General features: G+C 63.6%; 21 protein-coding genes, 1 tRNA gene, 2 rRNA genes and 2 pseudogenes (1 of these 26 cut by a window edge). 10 read left to right on the forward strand and 16 right to left on the reverse strand.

The annotated features are described in order from the left end of the window. The 3 genes from QP181_RS03045 to QP181_RS03055 all read left to right on the forward strand — a co-directional run. A 23S ribosomal RNA gene (locus QP181_RS03045) occupies positions 1 to 1,752 on the forward strand (it extends 1,044 nt beyond the left edge of the window). A gap of 254 nt (positions 1,753 to 2,006) precedes the next feature. Continuing rightward, a 5S ribosomal RNA gene (gene rrf, locus QP181_RS03050) occupies positions 2,007 to 2,121 on the forward strand. An 86-nt stretch (positions 2,122 to 2,207) separates the two neighbouring features. Next, a tRNA-Met gene (locus QP181_RS03055) sits at positions 2,208 to 2,284 on the forward strand. Between the two features lie 189 nt (positions 2,285 to 2,473). Here QP181_RS03055 and QP181_RS03060 read toward each other — a convergent pair. The 4 genes from QP181_RS03060 to tcmP form a co-directional block, all read right to left on the reverse strand. Then, positions 2,474 to 4,189, reverse strand: coding sequence for a hypothetical protein (locus tag QP181_RS03060; RefSeq protein WP_333927542.1), 1,716 nt, complete (start codon positions 4,187 to 4,189; stop codon positions 2,474 to 2,476). An 863-nt stretch (positions 4,190 to 5,052) separates the two neighbouring features. Then, positions 5,053 to 7,401 (reverse strand): McrB family protein, encoded by a 2,349-nt coding sequence (locus tag QP181_RS03065; protein ID WP_333927543.1) that lies wholly within the window; start codon positions 7,399 to 7,401, stop codon positions 5,053 to 5,055. Positions 7,402 to 7,516: 115 nt separating this feature from the next. Further along, positions 7,517 to 7,948, reverse strand: coding sequence for a hypothetical protein (locus QP181_RS03070; RefSeq protein WP_333927544.1), 432 nt, complete (start codon positions 7,946 to 7,948; stop codon positions 7,517 to 7,519). Positions 7,949 to 8,206: 258 nt separating this feature from the next. After that, on the reverse strand, positions 8,207 to 8,791 hold the full coding sequence (tcmP, locus tag QP181_RS03075) for a three-Cys-motif partner protein TcmP (RefSeq protein WP_333927545.1): 585 nt from the start codon (positions 8,789 to 8,791) through the stop codon (positions 8,207 to 8,209). A gap of 178 nt (positions 8,792 to 8,969) precedes the next feature. Between tcmP and QP181_RS19880 the strand changes: the two genes are divergently transcribed. Next, positions 8,970 to 10,940, forward strand: coding sequence for a DUF5131 family protein (locus QP181_RS19880; protein ID WP_443027512.1), 1,971 nt, complete (start codon positions 8,970 to 8,972; stop codon positions 10,938 to 10,940). Positions 10,941 to 10,977: 37 nt separating this feature from the next. Here QP181_RS19880 and QP181_RS03090 read toward each other — a convergent pair whose 3' ends face one another. Then, entirely contained in the window at positions 10,978 to 12,084 is a 1,107-nt protein-coding gene (locus QP181_RS03090) for a DUF8611 domain-containing protein (protein WP_333927547.1), read from the reverse strand. Positions 12,085 to 12,204: 120 nt separating this feature from the next. Between QP181_RS03090 and QP181_RS03095 the strand changes: the two genes are divergently transcribed. The 4 genes from QP181_RS03095 to QP181_RS03110 all read left to right on the forward strand — a co-directional run bounded on the left by QP181_RS03095 (position 12,205) and on the right by QP181_RS03110 (position 14,547). After that, complete coding sequence (locus QP181_RS03095) at positions 12,205 to 12,648, forward strand: LexA family protein (protein ID WP_333927548.1); 444 nt, start codon at positions 12,205 to 12,207, stop codon at positions 12,646 to 12,648. Beyond that, entirely contained in the window at positions 12,645 to 13,277 is a 633-nt protein-coding gene (locus tag QP181_RS03100) for a Y-family DNA polymerase (protein ID WP_333927549.1), read from the forward strand. The genes QP181_RS03095 and QP181_RS03100 overlap by 4 nt, the downstream gene beginning before the upstream one ends. Next, complete coding sequence (locus tag QP181_RS03105) at positions 13,274 to 13,912, forward strand: DinB/UmuC family translesion DNA polymerase (protein WP_333927550.1); 639 nt, start codon at positions 13,274 to 13,276, stop codon at positions 13,910 to 13,912. Before QP181_RS03100 ends, QP181_RS03105 begins: the two co-directional genes overlap by 4 nt. A 425-nt stretch (positions 13,913 to 14,337) precedes the next feature. Then, complete coding sequence (locus QP181_RS03110; RefSeq protein WP_056475053.1) at positions 14,338 to 14,547, forward strand: hypothetical protein; 210 nt, start codon at positions 14,338 to 14,340, stop codon at positions 14,545 to 14,547. Between the two features lie 255 nt (positions 14,548 to 14,802). Here QP181_RS03110 and QP181_RS03115 read toward each other — a convergent pair. The 6 genes and pseudogenes from QP181_RS03115 to QP181_RS03140 all read right to left on the reverse strand — a co-directional run bounded on the left by QP181_RS03115 (position 14,803) and on the right by QP181_RS03140 (position 22,384). Next, a pseudogene (locus QP181_RS03115) lies at positions 14,803 to 15,720 on the reverse strand (cation diffusion facilitator family transporter). After that, positions 15,710 to 18,931: an efflux RND transporter permease subunit gene (locus QP181_RS03120; protein ID WP_333927552.1), complete on the reverse strand. Its 3,222-nt coding sequence runs from the start codon at positions 18,929 to 18,931 to the stop codon at positions 15,710 to 15,712. The pseudogene QP181_RS03115 and the gene QP181_RS03120 overlap by 11 nt, the downstream one beginning before the upstream one ends. Before the next feature lie 3 nt (positions 18,932 to 18,934). After that, the gene (locus tag QP181_RS03125; RefSeq protein WP_333927553.1) at positions 18,935 to 20,083 is read right to left on the reverse strand and encodes an efflux RND transporter periplasmic adaptor subunit; all 1,149 of its coding nucleotides are present in this window, start codon (positions 20,081 to 20,083) and stop codon (positions 18,935 to 18,937) included. Continuing rightward, on the reverse strand, positions 20,080 to 21,342 hold the full coding sequence (locus tag QP181_RS03130; protein ID WP_333927554.1) for a TolC family protein: 1,263 nt from the start codon (positions 21,340 to 21,342) through the stop codon (positions 20,080 to 20,082). Before QP181_RS03130 ends, QP181_RS03125 begins: the two co-directional genes overlap by 4 nt. 57 nt (positions 21,343 to 21,399) lie before the next feature. Further along, entirely contained in the window at positions 21,400 to 21,729 is a 330-nt protein-coding gene (locus QP181_RS03135) for a hypothetical protein (RefSeq protein ID WP_333927555.1), read from the reverse strand. A gap of 11 nt (positions 21,730 to 21,740) precedes the next feature. Next, positions 21,741 to 22,384, reverse strand: a pseudogene (locus QP181_RS03140) (cation efflux transmembrane domain-containing protein). 68 nt (positions 22,385 to 22,452) lie between these two features. Between QP181_RS03140 and QP181_RS03145 the strand changes: the two are divergent. Further along, positions 22,453 to 22,857, forward strand: a complete 405-nt coding sequence (locus QP181_RS03145; RefSeq protein WP_056475076.1) for a MerR family transcriptional regulator — start codon at positions 22,453 to 22,455, stop codon at positions 22,855 to 22,857. Continuing rightward, complete coding sequence (locus QP181_RS03150) at positions 22,857 to 23,567, forward strand: DUF5677 domain-containing protein (protein ID WP_333927556.1); 711 nt, start codon at positions 22,857 to 22,859, stop codon at positions 23,565 to 23,567. Before QP181_RS03145 ends, QP181_RS03150 begins: the two co-directional genes overlap by 1 nt. Positions 23,568 to 23,696: 129 nt before the next feature. Here QP181_RS03150 and arsH read toward each other — a convergent pair whose 3' ends face one another. The 5 genes from arsH to QP181_RS03175 are packed head-to-tail and all read right to left on the reverse strand — an operon-like array spanning position 23,697 to position 26,845. Further along, a complete protein-coding gene (arsH, locus tag QP181_RS03155) occupies positions 23,697 to 24,437 on the reverse strand; it encodes an arsenical resistance protein ArsH (RefSeq protein WP_056475085.1) in 741 nt (246 codons plus the stop codon). A gap of 29 nt (positions 24,438 to 24,466) precedes the next feature. Continuing rightward, a complete protein-coding gene (locus QP181_RS03160; protein WP_333927557.1) occupies positions 24,467 to 24,790 on the reverse strand; it encodes a YnfA family protein in 324 nt (107 codons plus the stop codon). Next, positions 24,787 to 26,073, reverse strand: coding sequence for an arsenic transporter (locus QP181_RS03165; protein ID WP_333927558.1), 1,287 nt, complete (start codon positions 26,071 to 26,073; stop codon positions 24,787 to 24,789). The genes QP181_RS03160 and QP181_RS03165 overlap by 4 nt, the downstream gene beginning before the upstream one ends. Then, positions 26,070 to 26,501: an arsenate reductase (glutaredoxin) gene (gene arsC / locus QP181_RS03170; protein WP_333927559.1), complete on the reverse strand. Its 432-nt coding sequence runs from the start codon at positions 26,499 to 26,501 to the stop codon at positions 26,070 to 26,072. The genes QP181_RS03165 and arsC overlap by 4 nt, the downstream gene beginning before the upstream one ends. Positions 26,502 to 26,515: 14 nt before the next feature. Continuing rightward, positions 26,516 to 26,845 (reverse strand): ArsR/SmtB family transcription factor, encoded by a 330-nt coding sequence (locus QP181_RS03175; protein WP_333927560.1) that lies wholly within the window; start codon positions 26,843 to 26,845, stop codon positions 26,516 to 26,518. Between the last annotated feature and the right edge of the window lie 29 nt (positions 26,846 to 26,874).

Genomic DNA, 26,874 nt, shown 5'->3' on the forward strand with positions numbered 1-26,874 from the left:
GTATCTAAGTGGGAAAGCATGTGGGACTTCCAAAACAACCAGGAGGTTGGCTTAGAAGCAGCCATCCTTTAAAGAAAGCGTAACAGCTCACTGGTCTAAACAAGAGGTCCTGCGGCGAAGATGTAACGGGGCTCAAGATACGTGCCGAAGCTTAGGGTGTGCCACTTATGTGGTACGCGGTAGCGGAGCGTTCCGTAAGCCTGTGAAGCGATCTGGTAATGGGTCGTGGAGGTATCGGAAGTGCGAATGCAGACATGAGTAGCGATAAAGAGGGTGAGATGCCCTCTCGCCGAAAGACCAAGGGTTCCTGCGCAAGGCTAATCCGCGCAGGGTGAGCCGGCCCCTAAGACGAGCCCGAAGGGGGTAGTCGATGGGAACCACGTTAATATTCGTGGGCCTGGTGGTGTGTGACGGATCATGTGTGTTGTCATCCCTTATCGGATTGGGATGGCTTCGAAATGGTTCCAGGAAATAGCCCCACCGTATAGACCGTACCCGAAACCGACACAGGTGGTCAGGTAGAGTATACCAAGGCGCTTGAGAGAAGTGTCCTGAAGGAACTCGGCAAATTGCCTCCGTACCTTCGGAAGAAGGAGGCCCTCACTATGCGCAAGCACTTTGAGGGGGCACAGGCCAGGGGGTAGCGACTGTTTAGCAAAAACACAGGGCTCTGCTAAGTCGGCTTCAAGACGACGTATAGGGCCTGACGCCTGCCCGGTGCCTGAAGGTTAAGTGGAGGGGTGCAAGCTCTGAAATGAAGCCCAGGTAAACGGCGGCCGTAACTATAACGGTCCTAAGGTAGCGAAATTCCTTGTCGGGTAAGTTCCGACCTGCACGAATGGCGTAACGACTTCCCCACTGTCTCCAGGACATGCTCAGCGAAATTGAATTCTCCGTGAAGATGCGGAGTACCCGCGGTTAGACGGAAAGACCCCGTGCACCTTTACTGCAGCTTCAGAGTGGCATTAGGAAGAAACTGTGTAGCATAGGTGGGAGGCTTTGAAGCATCGGCGCCAGCTGATGTGGAGCCATAGGTGAAATACCACCCTGTTTGTTTCTGATGTCTAACCTCGTTCCGTAAGCCGGAACAGGGACCCTCTGTGGCGGGTAGTTTGACTGGGGCGGTCGCCTCCTAAAGAGTAACGGAGGCGCGCAATGGTGGGCTCAGGACGGTCGGAAACCGTCTGTTAGAGTGCAATGGCATAAGCCCGCCTGACTGCGAGACTGACAAGTCGAGCAGAGACGAAAGTCGGTCATAGTGATCCGGTGGTCCCTCGTGGAAGGGCCATCGCTCAACGGATAAAAGGTACGCCGGGGATAACAGGCTGATAACCCCCAAGAGCTCATATCGACGGGGTTGTTTGGCACCTCGATGTCGGCTCATCACATCCTGGGGCTGGAGCAGGTCCCAAGGGTTTGGCTGTTCGCCAATTAAAGTGGTACGTGAGCTGGGTTCAGAACGTCGCGAGACAGTTTGGTCCCTATCTGCCGTGGGCGTCGAAATTTGAGAGGAGTTGACCCTAGTACGAGAGGACCGGGTTGAACATACCTCTGGTGTACCAGTCGTTCCGCCAGGAGCGCAGCTGGGTAGCTATGTATGGACGGGATAACCGCTGAAAGCATCTAAGCGGGAAGCCTCCCTCGAGATAAGATTTCATAGAGCCGTCGGAGACCACGACGTTGATAGATCGGATGTAGAAGTGCGGTAACGCATGGAGCTAACCGATACTAATTGCTCTATTCGCGCTTGAGAGTCTCACACCATCAATGACAACACTGGGTCACCAGTAGCGACAAACGATGCGTGCGGATGATTAAGACGACGCCAGATTGCCAATCCCCTCGCCGTCGAGGGATTGGTACCAACTACAAATACACCAGCACTCGGTGTTCCGAGAGGCTGGCAACCAATATGTGCACGGTATCGATTTTAAGCCCCGTCTCAGCGAAAGCGCCGACGGGGTACCCAAAGCATTCCCCAACGTATCGTCGCACCGGCTCCATTGCCTGGTGGCTATAGCGTCGGTGTCCCACCCGATCCCATTCCGAACTCGGCCGTGAAACCCGACCGCGCCAATGGTACTATCGCTCAAGCGATGGAAGAGTAGGTCGTCGCCAGGCATTGAAGCCCGTGCGACGATACGTAACACAGAACGCTTAAAACCCATTCACCATGTCTTCTACCCACGTTCTCCAACGAGAACCGTCGCGGGGTGGAGCAGCCCGGTAGCTCGTCAGGCTCATAACCTGAAGGTCACAGGTTCAAATCCTGTCCCCGCAACCAAACCGAAAAGCCCGTAAGTCGAACGACTTAGCGGGTTTTTTTGTGCTTACTTTTAAGGCTAATTGTCGAGCCGTTTTGCTGTAAAAAAAGCGGGTTTGACGCATCGCAAGATCAATGGGTTAGCCTACCGCCTGTAAATCACTCGATTCTTTTTCTGTGTCGATTGTACCGCACGCTAAGGGAGCCAAGTCAGAAACCCGAGCCACATCCCTGACATACGACGTTCGAGATCTGATCGGCGACGGTTAGGTGGTAGGTCATCTGTAGACCGTTCTTGTAGAGCGTTTTTCCACAGCCGTAACAGTGCGTTTCCATGGTAGCTCCGCCGCAGTCCGAGCACTTGAAGTACCATTTCCGGTTGCCGGCTTCCGTCCGATCCGGCGTGACGTCGGCTGGCTCGTGGGCCTTGCCGCAGCTGATGCAGAAGCTGTCGGTCGACCGGCATATCTCGACCCGGCCTTCGGCGCCGTTCAGCTCCTCGGACCGTGGTTCGGGGAATACGTCCTGAAGCCCCAGCGCGATCAGTCGTCGCAGGTTGGTCAGCGACGACCCGCTCGAAACGGCATCTGCCGCGAGCTGAATGCTGCCGCGCGCATGGTCGGTCGGCGAGGCCTGCCCATAGTCGCTGTCGGGCCCCCATCCCAGGGGCGACGTGCGGTGATCGACGGCATTCCGTGCAGGCTGCAGAATAAACACGCGGTCGCCGTCCTGCCCGTACTTTTTCTTTTCCACCAGCAGCGTCAGCATGTCGGCGAGCTCGTCGCGTTTCCACCGGGTTCGGAACTTCGCGTCCATGACGAGCCCGGACTGCCGCGGGGCCAGATCCTGGAAGATAGACCTCGCTCTCTCCCGCTCGATCTGGCGCGCAGGAGCCGATCTGCTGATAGAGAAACGAAGGCGGAAGTCCGGACGCCGGCCGTTCGCCAGAACCGGCTCGACATCGAGACGAGCAGCGACGTCGGGGTGAGGTCGCCGGAAGTCGAGCGACAACCCCTTGCCGTCCGCGCCGCCGGGACCGCAGACAGCGGTCACGATGCGTCCGACCCAGTCCCCCTGGGCGACGAACCCGAAGTCCTGAGCGAGGACGGCGATGATCTTCACCAGGCACCAGCGCTCGTACAGCGCGCTGGCGTGCAGCGTGTTGATGCGGCCCAGCCGGTCCAGCGCATCGGCTCCGATGCCTGTACGCCGCTCCAGCTCGGTCACCTTGTGGAACGCAGCGAGGGCCGCTGCATACACGGGGTTCTGGACAAACCGCATGCCCATCGGGAATGCAGTGCTGGATTCCACCTTCAGGACGGCCCAGTCGTCGTTCTGACGACCGAGCCCCGCACCGACTACACGAAGTCGAGAATGAATGTCCGCGCCGAGGTCGGCCCCTTCCTGAAGCCGCGCAGCACGCGCCTGCGCCGTGCGCGCTTCCGAGCGGTACTCCACCCGCTCCTTGCTTGTGATAGCGCGGCGCCATCCATTGCGTTCATAGCGGCTGCGCAGGGCTTCTCTTCTCTCCAGTGTGGGCGAACGAGCGCTTACCCCGTCCACCCTGTCGAAGGTCGCCCTGCGACCCGGCTTGCCTGCTCGTCTAGGGAACGTACCAACGGTCGCCCGCCCCACGAGGTTGAGGTGGATCGCCCGATCAACATGGAAGGCCTCTGCTACCAGATCGTGCAGTGTGTCCGGCAGCTTCAGCACGCTGACCCCGAAGCCGTCATCTCGACTGACCTGGACGTCGACATTCCGATAGAGCAGCTCGCCTTTTCCGCCCGTGTACTCGCCCCCGACCGTGAACCGGTATTCGCGACCTTCGTGCGGGGTCGAGGTCGTGTCGCTCCTCCAGTCGCCGATGGCATCCATGAGCCGCCGGATGTCCGCGATCTGGTTGTCGAAGACGACCGGGTCGATCACGATCTCGCCGGTTGCCAGAAGCTGCGCTGCGCGGACATTCTCGCGCGGATCGCGCTGCGAGGTGCCCCTGATGGCGACCTGACGATCGCGCCACGGAATCGGCCAGGCGACGACAGTGCTCCACCATGCCCCTGATATAGCGGTTCTCCGGTACGTCGGCGCTCTCTCGTGCCGTGCGTCCGGGATACATCCGGGCGCCGGGACGTCGCATGGCTGCCCGGAATGTCTCCGCGCTGGGGCGCAGGCGGGCGGAGGACGCCAGCTCGATCACTTCGCGGATGTCCCGTGCGGGATGGTCGAGCACGCGCATCGCAGCCTTCGTGAAGTCCTCTAGCGCATCAACGAGTTCGCGGCTGTAGTCGGAACCGATCTGGCCGGTCGCGCCGGTCGGCTGCCCGACGGCAAGCCAGATCAGCTCGTCTGCGAAATCGTCGAGGTATTCCTGCGCATGCGCCCGATCGAGCTCGAGCGCCACGGCGTCGATCATCAGGTTCCGCCGCGGACCGAGTTCGACGACGAACGAGCCGAACGAGCGGTGCATCTCCGACATGTGCCGGCCACTCTGCCTATTCCACCCTGTCGACGGGATCCACCATGTGTCGCCATGCTCGTCGACCACAGCCATCCACGGCACGCGATCGTTCTGAGCGGTGATCGTCGCCGGTTCGATCCGGGCGAGATCGCCCGATAGGCGCAGGCCTAGCCATGGCGCGAAGTCGCGGAAGATCGCCGTCTCGAGATGCATCGCGCCATCGGGACCGGTCTCGATCTCGATGGGATAGGTGGATACCGTCACGCGACGGGCGATGCCCTCCGACTCCCAGTCGATCTCGAGATGGTGCGCCAGCACGTCCATTTGCCGTTCAGCGCAGCCAGTAGTTGACGATGCCGTTGTTGCCTTCAGCGAGGCGGATCATCCGGTCGAGTTCGGCGACGCTGCTCGCGCTCATGTCGACGTTCGTGCCCTCGAAGCGTTTCGCCAGTTCGCCGCGCAGATCGACTAGGATTTCCTGCCGGGCGCGACCGCTGCCCGACGGACGAGCAGTGTCGAACGCCATTTTTGGCAGGACCTTGTGCCTGACGACGTTGTCCAGCGCCTCGTCCTGGCTCAGGCCCGCTGCACCGGCCGCGGCGATATAGCCCTGCGCCTGCCGGATCGCCCGGAGACCGAACTCCACCCCGAGTGGATCGAGGTACCGGCGCGAAATCTCGGAAAGGAACGTCACGTTCCCGTCGACGCGATCGAAGGCGGGATAGTCCTTGCGAAGCCCGATCTCGTCCGATCGGATCAGCACCGACGGCAGATCGGCGGGCAGCGTGTCGGCGGCCTTGTCGATCTCGGTTTCGATCGCGTCCCAGTCGGCCAGCATCGGATTGCCGAACCGCAGCACGTGCACGCGGTCGAGCACCTTGGGCGACAGCTGATGTGTCGTCTCGTCCATGTTGACGGCGCCGAAGATCCAGACATTCCCCGGCATGGTCAGGGACGTCGGCATGCGCATCTGCGCCGCGAGCGACCGACGCAGGCGGGCGTGATGCAGCAGCACCGACTCCGTATCGGCGAGCCCGCTCAGGCGGTGAAGCTCGGCGTTCGCCCGATCGTCGCTCAGGATTTCCTCGAACGTCGCCGTGTCGTCGAGCCCGGCTCGCTGCCGCGCCTCCGCCTCGACGTGAAGGAACAGCCCCTGCTCGACGACGACGTGACGTTCCTCGTCTGCGGTATAGAGCTGGATCGTCGGCAGGTCGGTGCGCTGCTCGAGCAGGCTGAGGAAGTCGGCGAAATAGTGTTCCACCCGCGCGAGGTTCATCTCGTCCAGGCAGATGAAGTGGGGGACCTCCGGCTGGCGCGCTGCGGCCTGCAGCGCGACGAGGAACGATGTCGCCTGATAGCTGCGCTCCATGGGATTGTAGTATCCGAGGAGATCCTCGGGTCCCGTCCAGTTCGGCTTGACGGGCACGACGGTGCATACGCCGCCGATCGCCTCGGCAACCGCGCGCACTAGGCTGGTCTTGCCCGAACCGGAGTCGCCGGCAAGGACGACGAGGTCACGCGTGCGCAGCAGAGCGAGGAAGTCGCGAAGCAGCGCCTGGGTGTAGAGCAGGCCCTTCTTCTGTAGCTGGACCTGCAGAACGGGTGCGAGGAGACCGAAGTTACCGTCCAGCGCCTCGGCGAACCCGACGCCTGGCCGATCGTCGTTCCCGCTTTCGTCTTCCGGCATCACCGCATCGATGTCCGACGCATCGACGAGGCCGAGCGCAATCAGGCGATCCCGCTTCTCGGTCAGCAGCTCCTTCAGCTGACGGTGTCGAAGTTGCATGAGCTGCGTCTCTTCCTGGATTTGCCGTTGGTGTCGTTCGAAATGATCGATTTCCGCTGCCAGCCGACGCTGGAGTTCGGCAGCTTCCTGTCGTGCAGCGTCGCCGCTCGACCGGTGCGCGGCCAGTTCCTGGTCCAGATCGGCGATCAGCCTGCTGGCATCGTTCTCGGCCTGTCGTCTGCTGACCGCTAGATCGCTGAGCAACCTCTGGGTTTCTTCGTGTCGCTGACGCAGTTGCTCTTCGCCGGCAAGGATGGTCTTGCGAATTTGCTCCCCGATACGGTCACGAGACGAGGTGAAGATGCGCCGTACCGATTCCGATCCGAGCACCTGGACTTCCCACTCCTCCGGAATCTGGGTGAGCAGACGCACGGTTCCCGGGCGTACGACCACGCTCAACGGGTTACCGTGTTTCTTGCGTTGCTGGACGGACGAGAGTTCCACCTCTGCCATGGCCCACTGCTGTCCAGCCGCAAGCAGGCTCGCGGGAGCAATGTCGTGCGAAATCCCCTGCGGTACGAACGCCATGACGGGTGCTGTTCCGGTCTTCGGCGTGCCCGCGATAGTCGGATACTCGAGCTTCGTACCCGTCTCGGGGTGCTCGAGGTCGTTCAGGAAGACCATATCTGCGCCGTCGCTTCCGCGGAACGTCAGCGTCAGCCGTCCGACCACCCGAATAGGGCGTTCGGCTGGCATGTCCCAGGCCGCACGCAGTTCGCAAAGCAGGTCGTCCGGCGTACGCGCCAGCGCCGCGGACAGCGCCTGTTCGTCGGCCGGTGACAGGCCTCTGTTCCGCTGCGGCGTTGCGCCGCGGTGATCCGCGCCCGACGGGCCATGCTGCCCGTGGCCAAAGGCATGTGGTTTCGCGCCGCTGATCTGTCGTCCGTCCGTCATTTTATGGTCGTTCTAGGATGGACCCCGGCGTTCGCCAAACTCGATCAGCGGTCAGGCCTGCAGACCGGCTCGCTACCTAGCCATCCCTCCACACGCGAACATCTTGACGCAGAGGTCAGGCAGCATGCTGGCCGAGGATGGAAAATAGGCTGGGTTCCTTGACTGGTTCGATACGATCGTCCCACGCGAACTGCCTGACCGACCGGCGGACTGATCCGTCTGAAGCGGTGATCACGATCTCCTTTTCCTCGCGCAGTAGCGCGAGGCGACTATCGACGATGTCGCCGGTGACCGGCGTGTCGTTGCACCGGGAGATGAAAATCTGCTGCTTGGTGAGCGGCGGACCTCCGCTCTTCGTGCTGGCATGGATGAGGCGGGGTAGCTGATCCAACACCGCCATCTCCGATCGCGTCCGAGCATTGTCGTTGAAGCCAAAGTCGAAGTTGTCCTCGCGCACGTCGACGCCGGGAATGAATCCGAGTGCATTGAAGCCGGTACGTCCGAAGTGCTCGAAGGTGTTCTCCATGCCCCAATGCACCTTGCCCATCTCCTCGCGAGCCTGGTGGTGCTTGGACAGGTGAATGAGCCAGTAGTCGCGGTTCGACCTTTCGGGATGGATAAAGAAGGGGTGTAGAACGCTGCACCCGTTCGCTCTTGTATATGACTGTAGACGGTGTTCTGGATGATCCGCTTCCAGCCCTTCTGCTGCTTCAACGCCATGAGAGCCCTAATGTCTTCCCGGTCATAATCAATCGCGGTCAGAGCGCGGAAATCCGACATGCGCTCGTGAAGCAGGTTCACCAGGTTATCGACCATGAAGGTCAGGATCACCTCGGGATTGGCCAGCTGCCTCATGATGTTCCGCACGGTCGCGAACGTCACGTCGCTCCAGCCGTACTGATCGAGAAAAAGAGCGAGCGATGAGCACGGCCCTTTTTTGAATCGCCTCAATGACGGTTGGGTAGGCATTCTCGAACGTCGACCGTATGATCCTGATGTCATGCCCGATGCGACTTCCATGACCACGTCGCTGGAGGAGATCGCGCAGGAACTCGATGTGGTTCGGGTTGTCGTCGATGAAGACGAAGTCGGCCTTGATTTCGAAGCCCATTGCTCTTGCGGCGCTGAGCTCCGCCTGTGCCCGCTCAACGGCGGCCAGCATGCGAAGCGGTGAGCCGTCCACCTCGGTGCCGTCGAGGCTGTACCGACCCCCACCGCAGAAGCCGTCGATGATCGTGAGGTTCAGGGCACGCTTGAGATGGTTGCGGGTCAATGTGCGTATGTAGGCCGCGATGTACCGGTCAAAAACTTCGTGCTTCGCTACGCTGTGATGACCAAGCTCCGGAAGGTCGCCGCCGAGTATCCAGTCGTATCCCGGACGTTTCCCCACTGATCTCACTCCGCCGACGCCTTGCCGTCGGAGCAGTAAATATGGGTATCCGGCTCGCAATCTGTCTAGCGAAAAGCGGTTGACGGCCCCTCAAAATGCCATGTTCAACTGCCAAATTCATTGCGTCGTGGATTGCAATATGGCAGATTCACGGTTCGTTCTCGAAGGCGTGATTACGATGGCTGATGGTAGTGCAATCGAGTGGACCGACGCGACGTGGAACCCGGTAACGGGCTGTACCAAGATCACCGCTGGGTGTGACAACTGCTACGCAGCGAGGTTCTCGGAACGCTGGCGTGGAGTGCCTGGGCACCCGTTCGAAAACGGTTTCGACCTGACCCTGCGACCAGAACGTATCGAACAGCCGCTGGCGTGGAAGCGGTCGCGGATGATCTTCGTGAATTCCATGAGCGACCTGTTCCACAAGGACGTGCCGCGGCCGTTCATAGACAGCGTGTTCGACACCATGGAGAAGGCAGACTGGCACGTCTTCCAGGTCCTGACGAAGCGCAGTTCGCTCATGCGCGATTATCTGAAGCGCCGCTATCGTACTGCACCGCCGCCGGCGCACATCTGGCTTGGTGTGTCGGTCGAGAATAGCAAGTCGAGGGCGCGTATTCAGCATCTCCAGCAGGCACCTGCCGCAGTTCGTTTCCTGTCGATCGAGCCACTGATTGGCGCGGTCGGGCAGGTCGATCTTGCTGGCATCCACTGGGTGATTGCCGGGGGAGAGCGGGCCGGGTGCGAGGCCGATGGCAATCGAGTGGGCGCGAGAGATACGCGACCAGTGCGCGGATCAGGATGTGGCGTTCTTCTTCAAGCAGTGGGGCGGTATCCGGCCGAAGACCGGTGGCCGCAATCTCGATGGCCGCGAGTGGAACGAGCTTCCTGCGCCGGTTGCGTCGAGGGCCGCCTGATGGCGCTGGATCTGGCGAACTACGGGGGGCGCGAACAGGCGTATGTGAAGCATCACTTCCTGGCCGATTATCTCCAGAGCCTGATCTTCAAGGTTGCCAGCGGCTTCGAGGAGATCGTCTATGTCGACGGATTTTCCGGACCTTGGAAAAACCAGGGTGAGCAATTCGAGGATACGTCGTTCGGCATTGCGCTGAGGGCATTGACCTTGGCGAAGCAGACTTGGGCTACCATGGCCGACCCATCGCAGCGCAGAAATGTGCGAATGACGGCTCACCTCGTCGAGACCAACAAGAAGGCCTTCTCGAAGCTGGGCGCCCTTCAGGACATGTTCCCAGACGTCACGATCGTCGCTCATAATGAGAGCTTCCCGACCATAGCCGGACACATCGCGAATCAGATATCGCCCAAGGCGTTTTCGTTCGTCCTCATCGACCCGAAGGGCTGGTCAGTCGATCTCGAAGCACTTCGTCCTTTGATCTCGCGCAATAACTGCGAGGTCGTGTTCAACTTCATGTTCGACTTCATCAACCGCTTTGCGCTATCTGACGACCCTGTGATTGCGGCGCAGCTGGACGGGCTGATCCCTGGGCGGGACTGGCGCTCACGGATCAGATCCATTGATCGAGAGACCTCGTCGCATGTCGTAGGCCATCGGATATCCGACGCGCGCAAGGGGGTACTGGTCGAGGAGTTTCGGGCTGCACTCGCCGACGTGGGCGGCTATCGGTTTGTGTCGGACATCGACGTGCTCAAGCCGACCAAGGACCGGACGTTATATTTCTTGGTTTACGCCACCCGACGACCAAAGGGCGTCGAGGTTTTTCGCGACTGTCATGTCGCGTCGCTCACGGTTCAGAGCGAACTGCGTGGTCGACGCAAGCTGGAAGGCAAGGCGAACCGAACAGGCCAGTTCGAACTGCTTGCGTCCACGAACGACATGGGGCCGGATAGAAGTTCGATCTCGCTCGTCGCGGAGGAGCAGCAAGCCGGCGACCTTCTGCGGACGCAGGTGCCGCAGGGCGGGCCAGGCGTCCGATGGGACGCCGTCTGGCCCGTTGTTCTGACCAGGCATGTTATACGCTTGAAGGACTTGAAGCGCATCGCCAACGATTATCGCAAGATGGACATTCTCGAGTTTCCGACATGGCCCGCAGGTACTGTCCGCACGCCGAAGGACGATTTCCTGGTCCGACGCGGAAGCGCGAGCATGGTACAGGCAGCGTTGATCTAGCCGCTCTCCGCGCTGCAGAACGCGTTAGAGTGTTATTTCACAGTGATCTTCCGTCTCGTTCGTACACCATATGGCGGTCAGCCGCCCTGCCTTGCGACGGTCCATGCAGTCCATGCTTCGTCCATGCGTCCGCCATCGATAGCCTCTCGCATGCGACGTACGGCGTTGTCGGAATAGCTCGGCACCCGGGTACCGTCGAATTCGAAAACGTGATGGCATGCAGGGTCGTGGTCGATCCCAAGCAGATCACGCATCGCCTTCGCCTTGTTTGTGTTGATACCCAGCCGTTGAGCGAGACTCTTCGGGCGCAGATGGAAGCGCTTCTGTAGGTCGACTTCTCGGATTGCAGCTGCGGCCGCAGGATCGTCGCCGTCGACGAAGCGCACCGGCGCACCTTCCTTTTCGAGAACTTGACCGTGAAGGTTGTGCCTTCACCTTCCGTGCTCGTCCCAATCGTCGTCAATCGCGGGAAAACGTCCGCGATCGCCTGCTTGGCTCGCACCGCTTTTTCAATCCGGTCGATGTCACGTTCCGACACTTCCACATGATCAGCGACCATCGCTTCCATCGCGAGCATTGAGCGAATACGACCACGTCCTTCGTCGCGTTTCCGCCGGCCGGGCTCCAACAGTTCGCCGATGAGCTGGTATTCCCGATCGATCAAGAAGTCGAAATCCCCAGGCGGCTTGGTCGAGACGGGAAGGACGCGTGGCGGAATATGGGAGTAGAGATCTGTCTCGAAGGTTCGCTTCAGGTAGGCATCGAAGGCGGTGATCAACGCGCGGGTGTGGAGGTAAAGCAGGTCCTCCGAATGAAACAGGAACCAGTGCTGTGCGGCGTTCCGCAGACTGTCGACCGTCCGCATGATGCCGGCTTCATCCGAGAGGAGTCCGTGGTCGGACGAACAGAGCCTGACGCAGCGGTCAAAGCTGATCGACATGCCGCTCTCGCGGTCGAATACCTTCACCTTCCGCTGAACGAGTACCGCCTTGAGCAGCATCTCACATGCATGCTGGAGGTGCATTAGCACCATCGTAACGCGCCCTTCGTCGTCGTAGCTGTTAAAGGCCGTCATCGCGGTCTTCAGCGAGCTGATGGATTTTCCCTTCAGTGTGCGGGCATCCCGAAAGAGCTTCAAATTCAAATCTCCCGGCGTGCCGCAGGTTTGGTCCTGACGATCGCGATGAGGGTAGCGAGCGACCCAGCCATGACAAGCCGCATCATGGACTGTTCCCTAACTGTTCTCTTCGTCCTACAACGTGGCATGACCTTGGCGAGAACGATGATGCTGACGCTCTACGAAGTGCCGTTCGAACTGGTGCCCACCGAGGCGCGGATGCTCGTTGAGACGACGCCCGCCGGCTTCCCGTCGCCTGCGCAGGACGATATGGACGAACCGATCGATCTGGCCTCGTGGCTAATCGATCACCCGGCGGCGAGCTATGTGATGCGGGTGGCGGGCCACTCGATGGTCGATGCCGGCATTGCCGACGGTGACATGGTTGTGGTCAGCCGAGCGATCGAAGCGCGTCCCGGCGACATAGTCGTCGCGCTGGTCGACGGCAGCCGAACGATGAAGCGGCTGCGACGATCGGCCGGTCGTCTGTGGCTGGTGCCGGAGGCGGAGGGTTACGATCGGATCATCGTCGATGAGACGGTCGAGGTCTGGGGCGTCGTCGTGGCGTTGGCCAGGCGATACCGCAGGTGAGCACGATCGCGCTCATCGACTGCAACAACTATTACGTTAGTTGCGAGCGCGCCTTCGACGCCAGTCTGACGGGTGTACCGGTCGTCGTCGCCAGCAACAACGACGGCTGCGCGATCGCGCGATCCAGCGAGGCGAAGGCCTTGGGCGTGAAGATGGGGGACCCCATCCACCTCATCCGCGACCGTCTGACGAAGCACGGCGTGGTCGTACGGTCGTCGAACTACACGTTGTATGGCGACATGCAGCGCCGGGTCGTGGCGGCCGTCGAGGATTTCGCCAGCGAGGTTGAAATCTACTCGATCGACGAGACATTCCTCGATCTCGAACCGTTCGCCGGCCGCAATCTCGTCGAGCATGCGAACGCCATGCGCGACCAGGTACAGCGCTGGACTACGATCCCGACGTGCGTGGGCATTGCGCCAACCAAGACGCTGGCCAAGCTCGCGAACGCAGCAGCGAAGAAGAACCCCTGTTCGACGGCGTCGCCGATCTGCGCGATCCCGTGCTGCGGTCGTGGGTTCTCGATCGTTTTCCGGCTGCTGACGTCTGGGGCGTCGGCCGTGCGACGGCGACGAAGCTCGCCGAGCTCGGGGTCACTACCGCCGGCCAGATCCGGGACATGCAGATGAAGCAGGCTCGTAGCCTCGGCACCGTCGTGCTGGAACGCCTCGTCGCCGAACTGCAGGGCGTTCCGGCCAGCGCAGTCGAGATGATCGAGCCGCAGCGCAAGGGCATGGCGGTGACGCGGAGCTTCGGGACGCCCGTGCACGACATCGAGACGCTGATGGGCGCCGTCGCCCAGTATGCCATGCGGGCAGGCGAGAAGCTGCGTCAGCATGGTCTGGTCGCCGGTCAGTTGACCGTCTTCTTCCATACCAATCGTTTCAAGACCGGGGCCGGTCAGTATCAGGGTGCCAGGCGTATGGCGCTCCAGCCTATGACTGCGGACTCGCTCGAGCTGCTGGCGGCCGCCCGGCGAGGCGTCGAGGCGGCTTGGCGTGACGGCTACGCCTACACCAAGGCGGGCATCATGCTCGACGACCTGATCGCTGCAGAGCTACGACCGCGGACCTTGTTCGAAGGCGATACGGACCGACGCGATCGGCTGATGACGGCGCTCGACGAGGTGAACGGGAAGTTCGGCAAGTTCACCGCCGTGCCGGCGGCGCAGGGGTTCAGGCGCGACTGGAAGATGCGGGCGGAGAACCGATCCCCGGCATGGACGACGCGCATCGACGAAGTGCCGCTTGTCCGAGCGGACTGATCGTACTGGTCGCGTTCAGGAAACCGTACTATTAAAGGGGCATGACGCTGCGTCGCATCATCCGCGCATCGGCGCTCCTCATGCTCGCCATGATGATGTTGGTGCGCATGGGCCCGCTGTGCGAGTCGATGGCCATGGCAGCGACGCCGGCCTCCGGACACGTTGCCATGTCCGACTGCGACCGACCGGTGCCGGTCCGTCAGAATCGAAGGGAAGGCGACCATCGGCGCATGTGCTGGCGCGTGCCTGGCAATCGAGGTGGATCGCCAGTCCATCGTCGCCGAACCGATGTCTCGATCAGCCCGATACGTGCCGGCGTCGTATGCTCAGCTGGAAGGTTTGTCCGGCGCCCCATCTCCGCCTCCTCCGCGAACCGCGTGATCGATTGACGACATCGACGATCACGTAATTCGAGGAAGGCCTATATGAAGACGATCAAGTTCATCGGTGCGGCCATCGCGCTCGCACTCGTCCCTGCAACCGCGTTCGCGGCAGCCGACTGCTGCGCCGACAAGACGTGCTGCAAGGACGGCGCGGACTGCTGCAAGGACGGCAAGGGCGACTGCTGCAAGGACATGAAGGGTGGCGACAATGCCGGCCACGACATGTCGGGCATGAAGATGCCATCCAAGTGATGCTGCCGGCGGAGGCTGGTGCCTCCGCCGCTCAGCCCTGAGCGTCCGGGACGGTACCGCCGTTAATACGCCAAGGCCTGTTCCGCCCCGGCAGTCTCAGACGAAGCGACGCCGCTCGGCCGCGGATGCCGTCTGCCGTACGATTCAGCCCGCGCGATGTCACTGATCTCCTGACGGGCGGCGATGCGCCGGCGTAGATCGTCGTCATCCTCTTCCGACCAACGTCGGGGCGGCCTTCGTCCCGGCGGAGCGTCTTCAGGCATGGACCTCATGCCCGTCTCCGCATGGTTCGCCCCGCGCCTCGGTCTGCACAGTGACGTGCGAGATGTCGAAGCGCTGGTCCAGCATGGCCGCGACGCCGAGACGAACGGGATCCGGATCGCAGCCCTGTCCCAGCGTCACGTGTACCGTGCAGCTGACGTCGTCGTTCGACATCGACCAGACGTGTAGGTCGTGGAGCCCGGCCACTCCCGGCACCGCCGCGATGGCGGAGCGAACCTCGGTCAGTCGCAGACTGGATGGAACGCCCTCGAGCAGCACGTTGGTGGTATCGCGAAGTAGGATCCAGGTGCGCGGCAGCACCCAGAGGCCGATCGCCACCGCAACCAGGGGATCGATCCAGGCCCAGCCGGTGAAGTGGATCACCGCGGCGCCTGCGATGACTCCGATCGAGCCGATCATGTCGGCCCAGACTTCGAGATACGCGCCCTTTACGTTGAAGCTCGCATCTTTGCCGGCGGTCAGCAGCCGCATGGATATGAGGTTCACGACCAGACCGATCGCCGCGACGATCATCATCCCCCAGGACTGGATCTCCTGTGGTTCGGTGAACCGCCGGATCGCCTCCACGAATACGTAGATCGCGATGCCGAACAGCAGCACCGCGTTGAAGGCGGCAGCGAGGATCTCGAAGCGTCGGTAGCCGAACGTCCGCTTCTCGTCCGGCGCCTTGCGTCACAGTCTGATCGCCAGCAGCGCGATCACCAGCGCCGCGACGTCGGTCATCATGTGGGCGGCGTCGGAAAGAAGGGCGAGGCTGTTGAAGACGATGCCGCCGATCACCTCCGCCACGAGATAGGTGGAGGTCAGGGCGAGTGCCCAGCCGAGCATCTTGGCGTTGGCTCCTGCCGTGTGATCGTGCGAGTGTCCGGCTTGGCCGTGGTCATGCGGCATAATGCGCCTCCTCGTATGTGGTTGCGGGTTTCGTGTCGGCGCGCCGCCACCCGCCGAAGCGGGCGTAGAGCGTCGGCAGGACGAACAGCGTCAGCAGCGTCGCCGAGATCAACCCACCGATGACGACCGTCGCCAGCGGCTTCTGCACCTCCGCGCCCGCACCGTGGCCGAGCGCCATCGGCACGAAGCCGAGGCTGGCGACTAGCGCGGTCATGGCGACCGGCCGCAGACGGGCGAGTGCCCCATCATGGGCGGCCTGCACCCGGTCCATGCCGCGCGCCATCAGGTCGTGGATGGACGACACCATGACGAGGCCGTTGAGGACGGCGATGCCGGAGAGCGCGATGAAGCCGACGGCTGCCGAGACCGAGAACGGCATTCCCCGCAGCGTCAGCGCCAGCACGCCACCGACCAGCGCCAGCGGAACGCCGGTGAAGACGATCACCGCATCGCGTACCGAGCCAAGCGCCCCGTAAAGCAGCAGCATGATGACCGCGAAGCAGACGGGAACGACGAGCAGCAGCCGGTCGCGTGCCGAAGCGAGGTTCTCGAACTGCCCGCCCCATTCGACATACGTGCCCGGGGGCATCTTCACCTTCGCGTCTATGGCGGCACGGGCGTCGGCCACCACGCCGGCGACGTCGCGATCCCGGACGTTCGCCTGAACGACCACGCGGCGTTTACCGTTCTCGCGGCTGATCTGGTTCGGTCCGTCGACGACCGCGATGTCGGCGACCGTGGACAGCGGCACGAAGCCGCCGGCGGAGGTCGGTACCGGCACCTGAGCCACCTCGGTCAGGTCCGACCGCGATGCCTCCGACAGGCGGATGACCACGGGGAAGCGGCGATCGCCCTCGAAGATCACACCGGCCTGGCGACCGCCGATAGCCGCCGCGACCGTATCCTGCACGTCACCGGCGGTGACGCCGATCCGCGACATCGCCATGCGGTTGGGGCGGATGTCGAGCATCGGCAGCCCTTCGGTCTGCTCGACCCGTACGTCGACGGCACCGCGGGTCTCGCGCAGGATTTCGGCAATGCGGCCGGCGGCGGCGTTCATGCCGCCGAAGTCGTCACCGAACACCTTCACGGCGATGTCGCCCCGGACGCCCGCGATCAGCTCGTTGAAGCGCATCTGGATCGGCTGAGTGATCTCGTAGGCGTTGCCGGGCAGCGTCGAGAGCCTCTTTTCCATCCGCTCCACCAATTCCTCCTTGCTCAGGCCGGGGTCGGGCCACTCGGCACGCGGCTTCAGGATGACGAAGGTGTCGGTGGCGTTGGGCGGCATCGGGTCGGACGCGATTTCCGACGTCCCCGTGCGCGAGAAGGCGAAGCGCACCTCGGGCTGCCGGGCGAGCATCTTCTCGACCTGGAACTGCATCGCCTGGCTCTGGTCGACCGAGGTCCCGGGAATACGGACGGCCTGGACGAGGATGTTGCCCTCGTCGAGCTGCGGCAGGAACTCCTGCCCCAGCGTCGTGAACGCGATGCCGGCAAGTGCCAGTGCACCGACCGCGACGCCTAGCGTGACGCTCGGCCGCCTCATCGCCTTTCCGAGACCTGGTTCGTAGCGGCGACGGAGCCAGCCGATGATCCGGCTCTCCTTCTCGTCGACGGATCGGCTCAGCCAAATGGCGATCGCGGCGGGCACGAACGTCATCGACAGGATGAAGGCGAACACCAGCGCGATGATGACGGTCAGCGCCATCGGCTCGAACATCTTGCCCTCGACACCCGTGAAGGTGAGCAGTGGCGCATAGACGAGGATGATGATCGCCTGGCCGTAGACGGACGGGCGGATCATCTCGCGCGCCGATGCCGCGACCAGATCGAGGCGTTGCCGGATCGGCAGCGGTTCGGTGCGGCCGTGCTGGGCATCGCCGAGCCGCCGCAACGCGTTCTCGACGATGATCACGGCACCATCGACGATCAGGCCGAAGTCGAGTGCGCCGAGGCTCATCAGATTGGCCGAGACACCCGCGCGGAGCATGCCGACGCTCGTCAGCAGCATCGTGATTGGAATGACCAGCGCTGCGATCAGCGCCGCGCGGAAATTGCCGAGCAGCGCAAAGAGTACGACGATGACGAGCAGTGCCCCCTCTGCGAGGTTGCGCGTGACGGTGGCGATGGTCGAGTTGACCAGCTCGGTGCGGTTGAGCACCGGCTTGACCACAACATCGACCGGCAGCGCGCGGCCAATTTCCTTCAGTCGTTCGCCGACGCCGGTGGACACGGTGCGGCTGTTCTCACCGATCCGCATGACCGCGGTGCCGACGACGACCTCGTGGCCGTTCTCGGATGCCGAACCCATGCGCAGCGCCTGTCCGGTGCGGACCGTGGCGATCTGGCTGAGCAGGATCGGCACGCTCTCGCGCGTGGCCACGACCGTCCGCGCCAGTTCGTCGGCGTTGCGCACGCGGCCATCCGCCCGAACGGCAAGCCCTTCGCCGTTGCGGTTTACGACGCCAGCACCGGCGCTGGTGTTGTTGCGCTCCAGCGCGATGGCGAGATCCTGCAGAGTGATCTTCATCGCCGCCATGCGCTGGATGTCGGGGACGACCAGATACTGCTTGGTGTAGCCGCCGAGGCTATCGACGCCCGCGAGGCCTGCGCTGCTCTTCAGCTGCGGCGTGACGATCCAGTCCTGAACGGTGCGAAGGTAGGTCGCTTTGTCCGCGGGATCGACGAGATGGTCGCCCTCCGGCGTGATGTAGCTGCCGTCCTTCTGCAGGCCCGGCTCACCGTTGCGGTGGTTGACCTGGTCGAGCTCGCGGTATTCTACCGTCCACATGAAGATGTCGCCGAGCCCGGTAGCGATCGGCCCCATCTCCGGGTTCACGTCCTCGGGCAGGTTCTCCTCCGCCGTGCGAAGGCGTTCGGCGACCTGCGCCCTCGCGAAGTAGATGTCGGTCTTCTCGTCGAAGACGGCGGTGATCTGAGCGAAGCCGTTGCGGCTGAGGGAACGCGTGTATTCGAGGCCGGGGATGCCGGCGAGTGCGGTCTCCACGGTGAAGGCGACCTGCTTCTCGATCTGGTCGGGCGAGAGCGCAGGTGCGACGACGTTGATCTGCACCTGGTTGTTCGTGATGTCGGGTACAGCGTCGATCGGCAGCCGTTGGATTGCGAACACCCCGGCGAGTGCCGCGGCGATCGTCAGCAGCAGGACGAGCCATCGCTTCTCGACGGCGAAGGTTACGATGCGGGCGAGCATGGCCTAGTCCTCGTCCTTCGCTTCGCTCTTGCCGAGTTCGGCCTTGAGCGTGAACGAGTTAGTGGATGCGATGCGCTCCTCACCGGTCAGGCCTGCGGTGACGCTGACCGAACCGCCGTTTGTCCGGCCGAGCGTCACGGGTGTAGCCTTGAAGCCCGACGGCGTGCGGACGAAGACATGCGGCTTGTCGCCGATCATCTGAACGGCGGCCGATGGCACGGCGACGCTGCGATCGCCAGTGGCGGGCAGCAGCACCGAAACGCCGACGTTCTCGCCGACCCGCCATGTGCCGCCGGCGTTGTCGATGGTGGCGATCACCGGCACTAGACGGGTGGTTTCGTCCAGGATCGGGGAAACGAAGGTCACGCGACCCTCCTGTCGACGCCCCGCCGACGTCACCTCGACGCGTGCGCCAGGCCTGACGCGGCCGGCATCCGCCGGCACTAGCGACATCGTTACCGACACCTTCGCAAGGTTCGCGACCCGGAAGATCTCGGCGTCCGCAGCGATCTGCTGGCCAAGTGTCGCTGACCGGGCGATCACCTGACCGGAAATCGGCGAGCGGACCGTGATGCGGTTGAGGGCGCCGCCGCCGCCGCCGGTTGCCGACAGCTGTTGTCGGGCGAGACGCAGCGCGATGTTCGCCTCCGTCGCGGCGGTGCGGGCGGCGATGAGGTCCTGTTCGGGCGACACGCGTTCTGCGAACAGGCGCTGCTCGCGGCGCAGGTTCGATTGGGCCAGCGAGGAGCGAGCGCGGGCGGCTTCCACCTCGGCGTTCAGGCTTGCGGCTTCACGGCTCTCGATGATGGCGAGCGTATCGCCTCGCCGGACCGGCTGGCCGAGATTGCGCGTGAGCGAGACGAGGCGTCCCCCGATGGCAGCCGATACCACCTGCACGCCCTGAGGATCGCCCTCGATGGTGGCGGGAAGCTCGATGGCGCCGGCGACGCCGCCGACGGTTGGACGGGTGACCTCGATGCCCGCATCGGCAATCTGCTGGGCTGACAGCTTGGCGGTCATCGGATCGCCGGTGGCGGCCTCCTTGCTCTCGTTGGCCTTGCCGGCATTGTCGGCCGGTGCCTCCGAGCGGCCGCAGCCAGCGATGGCGAGAGTAAGGACGGCCGGCATGGCGACCTTCAGTATGCGGTTCATCGTTGATCGTCCTTGGGGAGCGGTGCGGCGGCGGTCAGGCGTTCCAGGCGTGCCTGGGCATCGTGGAGGGCGGCCAGCGCGTCGATCGCGGCCGTCCGGGTTTCGAGCAGCGTGCGTTCGGCATCGAGCAGATCGAGCTGCCCGAACTTGCCTTCGCGGTAGCCGATCCGGGCGATCCGTGCCGCCTCGGTGGCGGCGGCGAGCGCCGGTCCGGTGGCGTTGCGCGCAGTGGTCGCGGCGTTGTCGGCATCGGCTCGAGCCGTCGCCACGTCCTGGTCGGCGTCGAGCATCGCGACCCGTCGCAGAGCATCCGACTGCTCGCGTTGCGCCTCGGCTACGGCCATGTTCGCGCGCCCGTTGTTGAAGACGTTGAGGGGGATGGAGATGCCGAATACTGCGGCGACGTCGTTGGTCTGTTCCAGCCGCCGTGCGCTTGCGCTGACCGTGAGGTCGGGCACCCTCTGGCTGCGCGCCAGACGCACCTGCGCGGTCGCCGTGTCGAGGTCGGCACGCGCCGCTGCGACCGTGAGGGTTCCGGAGGTCGCGATCGGTCGCATCGCGCCAGTCGAAGGGACCGCGTCGAACCAGCTGCGATCGAGCTGCCCCACCGGCATGTCGAGCAGCCGGGCAAGATTGCCGGAGGCCGCTTCTGCCGAGCGCCGTGCCCGTTCAAGCGCACCTTCAGCTGCAATGCGCGCCACGTCGGCGCGCTGCTCCTCGAGCGGCGATGCGCGGCCGGCCTGAACCCTCACGTGGGCCCCGCGAAGCACTTCGGCAGCGATACCGACCTGATCCTGTGCGATTGCCATCCGGCGCTGCGCGGCTGCGGCGGCATTGTAGGTCTGTGTGACCCTCAGCCGCAGGTCGGCGCGAGCGATCTCCGACTGGAGACCGGCGCGTCCGATCTGTGCCTCGGCGACGGCGATGCGCGCTCCGCGCTTGCCGCCGAGTTCGAGCGGCAGGGCGAGGCCGAGCGTCGTCTCCGACGATCGCAGTCCTTGATAGATGCCGGTGCCTGCGACGTTTTCCGCCTCGCCGACGATCGACGGGTTGGGGCGAAGACCGGCGACGCGGCGCTGGGCCTCGGCGGCACGGATGCCGGCCGCAGCCACATCCTGAAAGGGCGATGAGGCACCCGCTCGGTCGAGCGCTTCGGCGAGCGTGAGGACCGGCGACGAGGCCGCGGTCGGGTCGGTCTGGGCCTGCAGCGACGATGCGCAGGCGCCTGCGGCCAGGACGGCCGCGATGATGCGATACATGGAGTGCTCCTGACGATGGTGACCCGGACGCGCGTCGGCGCGCGCCCGATCGACGCGTCAGGCCTGGGGAGGTCGGAGGGCCGCTTCCGTGACGTGACCGCTCAACGTGCGACTGGGCGGTGCAAGCGGCATCGCCGATGTCGCGACGGCCGCGCTTATGGTGGTCCGGATCATCGGTGTGTTCACGTGGTGCTCGTGGCAGCTCGCGTGGTGGTGCGGGTAGCCTTTGTCCGCGTCCGCAGGAACTTCGTCGCCATCGCCCGGGGCGTGCGCGGCCATCTCGGTCCGGCTCATCTCGACGCCGCGTGCTTCCGCGGCATGAGCCATGCCGGCCCACGTCGTGAGGACCAGCATCAGGCACGCCAGGAAGGGCACGAGCTTGCGCATGCCGTTCCCTATCATTCCGCCGGCACCGTGTAACCCCGTCCATTCGGGACAAGTTCGGATCGCGCCTGCACGATGATCTGCACGCCGCCGCTGATGCCGAGAACGGCCATGACGCCCGCTACGATCAGGTCTGGCCAGGCGGTCCCGGTCCCGAACACGCCGACTGCGGCGAGCACCACTGCCACGTTACCGATCGCGTCGTTGCGCGAGCAGATCCAGACCGAACGCATGTTCGCGTCACCGGTGCGATAGCGATATAGCATCAGCGCGACGCCCGCGTTCGCCACCAACGCAATCACGCCGACCACGCCCATGATCCCGGCCTGCGGCGTGCCCCCGTGCCAGACACTCCACAGAGCGGTTGCCAGCACGTAGACGCCGAGGATGGCGAGCGTGACTCCCTTCAGCAGCGCCGCCCTTGCGCGCCAGGCGAGGGCCATGCCGGTCACGCCGAGACTGATCGCGTAGTTGGCGCTGTCGCCGAGAAAGTCGAGTGCGTCCGCCTGCACCGCCTTCGATCCCCGGCTACGCCGGCGACTATCTCGGCGGCGAACATCGCGCCGTTCACGCTGAGCGCGATCCAGAGCGCTCGCCTCCACCTGGGATCGGCGGAAGTCCCATTGCCGGATGATGCGCAGCAGCTGTTGCAGGCCATGGTCGTCGCCCTTCGTGTTCTTCGTGCGACGCCCTATATGCACCCTGTAGCTGCTACAGGGTCAAGACATGAATGCGTTGACGATCGGCAAGCTGGCGGAGGCGACCGGCACCAAGGTGGAGACCGTCCGCTACTATGAACGTGCGGGTCTGATCGCCCCACCGGCTCGGACATCGGGCAACTACCGTTCGTATCAGTCGGAGGATCTGGAGCGGCTGCGGTTCATCCGTCGCACGCGCGATCTCGGCTTCTCACTGGACGAGGTGCGCGCGCTGCTCGACATGGCGGTGCAGCGGGACCGGGACTGTGGTACTGTCGACGAGCTCGCCAACAGGCACCTGGGGGAGATCGACCGCAAGATCGCCGACCTTACAGCGCTTCGGCGCGAGCTTGCCGGGGTCATCTCGAGCTGCGCCGGTGGCACGATGGCGGAGTGTCGCATCCTCGAGGCATTCGCCCCGGGTGGCCGCTGATGGATGCCGAGGCCATGTATGGCCCGGCTCGAGCAGCTTTCGGCAAGCTAGTATCAACGGCTGATATCGTTTCCGTTGGAGCTAGCGGGATATCCAGCCCAACGCCGCAGCACTACTGGGCATCAGTGCTTTTCACCCGGCTGGTGGTGACGGCCAAGAGCATCCAAGTCCTGACGCCGGCGCTTGGCCCGAACACGCACGTCGACTTCAGCGCGGTCGCGTCGATCGTTCGCAATCTGGCCGAATGCTACCTGTTCTTCTTCTTCCTCTGCATCGACGATGTGCCGCAGGATCAGAAGGACGCGCGCATCATCCTGCTCAATCTTCACGATGACGGATCAAGGGCGAAACTATTTGCCGAACTTGGCGAGGAGGAACTGGATGACGAGACACGTGCTCTCCGCATTGTCGTCAGGACCGACTTGGAGACGAAGTTCGCCGCAAATTCCTATCTCGCGGCGCTGCCGGAGAAGAGACAGCGCGAACTTTTAAGGGGTGAGAAAACCTTCTTCGTTCAGGACGACGTGATCGACCGAACGGACCTCGACAAGAAGAACTTCCGCTTCTTATACCGATTCCTGAGCAACCACACCCACACAGGCCCGGTCGCCTTCTACCGCATGGGCGAGCACGGTCGGGGGCAGGTTACCGGAACGAGAAGGACACCTTCTATATGGCGTCCGCTCTGGAGTTCGCGGCGACCCTTCTGACCCCGGCGATACGTGACATGTCGGGTCTGTTTCCCGAGGCCGAGGAGAGAGGGCGTAAGGCGCGTTCGGCTGATATGAGAAAACCTGCGAGGGCAAATGTTCGCCGACGTGGATGACGGCGGCAGTAGATCATCGTGCGATGGCGATTGCGGAGTGGTCCATGGATGGATCGATCGGCACGCCGCGTTCCTTGCGTTCTGAATATCGGTCGACCAACTGGCCCGAGTGGGGTCGCAGAAGCACCGTGAACCGCACCAGCTCCTCCATCACGTCGACGATACGGTCGTAGTAGCTGGAGGCCCGCATACGGTCGTCTTCGCCGAATTCCTTGTAGGCCATCGCCACCGACGACTGGTTCGGGATCGTGAACATGCGCATCCACCGGCCGAGCAAGCGCAGGGTATTGACGCTGTTGAACGACTGGGATCCTGCCGACACCTGCATCACAGCCAGCGTGCGCCCCTGCGTCGGTCGCATGCCGCCCATCGAAAGCGGCAGATGGTCGATCTGCGTCTTCATGACGCCGGTAATCTGCCCGTGCCGCTCGGGACTACACCATACGTGCCCCTCCGACCACATCGACAGCTCACGCAGTTCGTGCACCGCCGGGTGGTCGTCGCCGGCGACCTGGTCGGGCAGCGGCAGGTCGTGGGGGTCGAAGATGCGTGTCTCCGCGCCGAACAGCTGCAGCAGCCGTGCCGCCTCTTCAACGCAGAGGCGCGAGAACGAGCGCTCCCGGAGCGACCCGTAGAGCAGAAGGATGCGTGGCGGCGGCTGATCCGTCCCGAGACCAAGCGCCAGCTGATCGATGACGAAGGATCGGTCGAGTGCCGGGGTGTGCGTCGGGTCGGCAAGCGTGCGGAGAGGCATGAAGATAGCTCCAGGATAGCTGTTCGCCGTCAGGCTGTTCGCGGTGCAAGCAGGATCACGCAGGTGCCTGCCAGGCATAGTGCAGCTCCACCGACGTCCCATCGGTCCGGTCGAACACCCTCGACGCTCCATAGCCACAGTAGCGAGGCGCAGATGTAGATGCCGCCATATGCAGCATACGCTCGTCCTGCCGCGTCGCTGGCCACTCGGGTGAGCAGCCATGCGAACAGGATGAGCGATACGATGCCCGGGGCGAGCCAGATGGGTGACTTTCCCATCCGGAGCCACGCCCAGAAGGCGAAGCACCCGGCGATCTCGGCGAGCGCGGCGGCGATGTAGACGATGGCGGTCATGCGATGGAGAGCCTCAGGGCAAGGGCGGCGAGCGTGATGAGCAGCACGGGCACGGTAAGCGTCATGCCGACCTTGAAGTAGTAGCCCCAGCCGATCTTCACGCCCTTCTGGTCGAGTACGTGCAGCCAGAGGAGAGTAGCCAGCGAGCCGATCGGGGTGAGCTTGGGCCCGAGATCGCAGCCAATGACGTTGGCGTAGATCATCGCGTCCCTGATCGTGCCCGTGGCGTGCGACGCATCGATGGACAGGGCGCCCACCAGCACGGTCGGCATGTTGTTCATCACCGACGACAACACGGCCGCGATGATTCCGGTGCTGAACGCCGCGCCCCAGACGCCACCCTCGGCGGTTCTATCGAGCAGTGTCGAGAGGTGCGTGGTGAGGCCGGCGTTCCGCAGGCCGTAGACGACGAGATACATGCCGAGCGAGAAGATTACGACTTGCCATGGGGCGTCGCGGATCACCTTGCGCGTCTCGATGACTTTTCCTCGTCCGGCCACTGCAAGCAGCAGAATCGCCCCGACCGCGGCGACCGCGCTGACCGGTACGCCGAGTGGATCGAGCACGAAGAAGCCGATCAGCAGCAGGGCCAGAACGATCCAGCCGGTGCGGAAGGTCGCAGGGTCGCGAACGGCGTCCGCCGGCATCCGGAGCTGCCCGACGTCGTATTTCGCGGGGATGTCTCGCCGGAAGTAGAACGTCAGAACGAGCAGAGTGGCCGCGATCGCCGCGAGATCGACGGGCACCATGACCAACGCATACTTGCCGAAGCCGAGGCGGAAGAAGTCGGCAGACACGATGTTGACCAGGTTGGACACGACCAGCGGCAGGCTGGCGGTATCGGCGATGAACCCGGCGGCCATGACGAAGGCGAGCGTCGGTTTCGGACCATAGCCGAGCGCACGCAGCATCGCGATGACGATCGGCGTGAGGATGAGGGCCGCACCGTCGTTCGCGAACAGCGCGGAGACGGCCGCCCCCAGCAGGACGACCATCGCGAAGAGGCGACGGCCGTGCCCGCCAGCCCATCGGGCGACATGGAGCGCGGCCCATTCGAAGAAACCGGCGGCGTCGAGCAGAAGGCTGACGACGATGATCGCCACGAAGGTCGCGGTCGCGTTCCAGACGATGTCCCACACCACCGGGATGTCGGATACGGTCACCACGCCGGCGATCAGCGCCACCGCGGCGCCGCCCATCGCGCTCCATCCAATGCCGAGGCCGCGGGGCTGCCAGATGACTAGCGTGATGGTGACGACGAAGATGAGTAGCGCGGCAATCATCCCGCCACGCGGTTCCCGTCTGCGTCGACGACCTTCTCGCCGTCCTCCTTGGCGAAGGCGCCGCGTTGCGGCTTGGGCAGGATGCCCAGCACCGCCTCGGACGGACGGCAGAGACGCACGCCGAGCGATGTGACGACCAGCGGGCGGTTGATGAGGATTGGGTGATCCATCATTGCGTCAATCAATCCTTCGTCGCTGATCGCCTCGTCGTCGAGGCCGAGCTCGGTGTACGGGCCGCCCTTCTCGCGCAGCAGCTGTCGTGGCGTGATGCCGGCGCGCTCGATCAGCTCGACGAGCATTGCGCGGGAAGGCGCCGTCTTCAGGTATTCGACGACGTGCGGTTCGACGCCGGAGTTGCGGATCAGCGCCAGCACGTTGCGCGACGTGCCGCAGGCAGGGTTGTGGTAGATGACGACATCGGTGGTCATGTGCTCGGCTCCATTCAGCAGCAGGTGAGTTCGGCCACGAGCGGCTCGCACAGCTCGGCGCTCCCCTGGCAGCAGTCCTTGGCAAGGAAGACCATCAGCGCTTTCAGCGCGCTGACGTCCGCACGCTGAATGAGGTTCCGGCCGCGCTTCTCGGAACGGATCAGTCCTGCCCGGACGAGAACGGCGAGATGCGTCGAGAACGTGCTCTGCGTCAGCGCGAGCTTGTCGACGAGCTCGCCGGTGGACAGCCCGTCAGGTTCATGGCGGATCAGCGTGCGGAAGGTCGCGAGTCGAGTGGGGTGCGCCAGCGCGGCAAGGGCACCCAGTGCGTCATCTTCAATCATCCATCGGTTTTAACCGATGGATGATATGG

The sequence above is a fragment of the Sphingomonas sp. LR55 genome, assembly GCF_036856015.1.
In the GTDB taxonomy this organism is placed as follows: domain Bacteria; phylum Pseudomonadota; class Alphaproteobacteria; order Sphingomonadales; family Sphingomonadaceae; genus Sphingomonas.